Annotated in this window: 2 protein-coding genes; one reads left to right on the top strand and one right to left on the bottom strand. The window is 69.8% G+C overall.

Annotated features, from left to right (window positions below):
- The first annotated feature begins 37 nt into the window (after window positions 1-37).
- On the top strand, window positions 38-529 hold the full coding sequence (locus AOK08_RS38835; protein WP_055534877.1) for a transglycosylase SLT domain-containing protein: 492 nt from the start codon (window positions 38-40) through the stop codon (window positions 527-529).
- Here the strand turns inward: AOK08_RS38835 and AOK08_RS38830 are convergent.
- Window positions 523-1,335, bottom strand: a complete 813-nt coding sequence (locus AOK08_RS38830; protein ID WP_055534879.1) for a Cof-type HAD-IIB family hydrolase — start codon at window positions 1,333-1,335, stop codon at window positions 523-525. The genes AOK08_RS38835 and AOK08_RS38830 overlap by 7 nt on opposite strands.
- Between the last annotated feature and the right edge of the window lie 259 nt (window positions 1,336-1,594).

Raw genomic sequence — 1,594 nt, 5'->3', positions numbered from 1 at the left:
CGACAGCTCACCTCGCAGGCGCCGGAGAGGACTCACCATGCCCGCACGAGGTCAGCACCGCCACGCGAAAACCCTCCGCCGCCCGCGCACCCTCACGCGCACACTCGCCATCACCGGGACGGCCGCCGCGGCCCTGCTTGTCCCCGTCCTGACCGCGACGACGGCATCGGCGGACACGTCGTCCACGTCATCGACGACGACGTACTACGCGAACAACCTGGACGGCTGGATCCGCGAATCGCTCGACATCATGGCGCAGAACGGAATCCCCGGAACGTACGACGGCATCTACCGCAACATCATGCGCGAGTCGTCGGGCAACCCGAACGCCATCAACAACTGGGACTCGAACGCGGCAGCCGGCACCCCCTCCAAGGGCCTCCTCCAGGTCATCGACCCGACCTTCGCCGCGTACCACGTCCCCGGCACCTCGTGGGACCCCTACGACCCGATCGCGAACATCACCGCGGCCTGCAACTACGCGGCGGCGCGCTACGGCTCGATCGACAACGTGTTCGGGGCCTACTGACTCCCGAACAACCGCTCAAGCACGACCGCGATCCCGTCGTCCTCGTTCGAGAGGGTGATCTCGTCCGCCACGGCCTTCAGCTCGGGATGAGCGTTGGCCATGGCGACTCCGTGCGCCGCCCAGTCGAACATCGGGATGTCGTTGGGCATGTCACCGAAGGCGATGGTGGCGGACGAGGTCAGCCCGAGATGCTCGGCGGCCAGCGCGAGCCCCGTCGCCTTGGTGATGCCGCACGGCTGGAGCTCGACGGTGCCCGGCCCCGACATGGTGACCGTCGCGAGGGAACCGACCGCTCCGCGCGCCGCCGAAGCCAACTCGTCGTCGGACAGGGACGGGTGGCGCAGCAGCACCTTGCTGATCGGCGCGGCCCACAGATCGTCCCGGTGCGGCACTCGTACGGCGGGCAGTGTCGGGTGCGGCATCAGGTACCCGGGCTCGATGAGCGTGAGCCCGTCGACGCCGTCCTGATCGACGGCGGCGTACACCTGCCCGACCTCGGCCTCGATCTTGCCGAGCGCGGTCTCCGCCAGTTCCTGGTCCAGGGTGACCGACCACAGCAGACGGTCCGTTCCGGCGTCGTACAACTGCGCCCCCTGCCCGCACACCGCGAGCCCCCCTGCGCCGAGGTCGTCGAGCAGGGGCCTGACTCTCGGAGCCGGCCGTCCCGTCACCACCAGATGCCGGGCACCCACGGCCGTGGCCCGCGCCAGCGCGGCCCGCGACCGGTCGGAGAGCGTGTCGTCGGCACGCAGGAGCGTTCCGTCCAGGTCCGTGGCGATCAGTGCGTATGCGGTGGGTGCGGCCATGATCAAGAGAATACGGACCGTTCGCCCCATCGGACTCCGCCCGAACCGGACGACGTTCCGCCTCCCACCGGCAACACCCCAGGCTCCAGCGCCAGTTCCGGCCGCAGAGACCCACCCAGGCGCCGCGCGGGCACTGGCACGGCACTGCCGCAGGACGACATCGGCAGCCCGACGACGCCGTACACCGAGCCCCTCTTTCACAAGATCGAGCAAGGCACTCGTTGACCGACCGGGCGGAATCCGGGCGGGATCCGGGATC

The organism is Streptomyces graminilatus (assembly GCF_001418565.1).
Taxonomy (GTDB): domain Bacteria; phylum Actinomycetota; class Actinomycetes; order Streptomycetales; family Streptomycetaceae; genus Streptomyces; species Streptomyces graminilatus.
The sequence above is the reverse complement of the archived record's forward strand: the minus strand, read 5'-3'. Positions and strand labels throughout refer to the sequence as shown.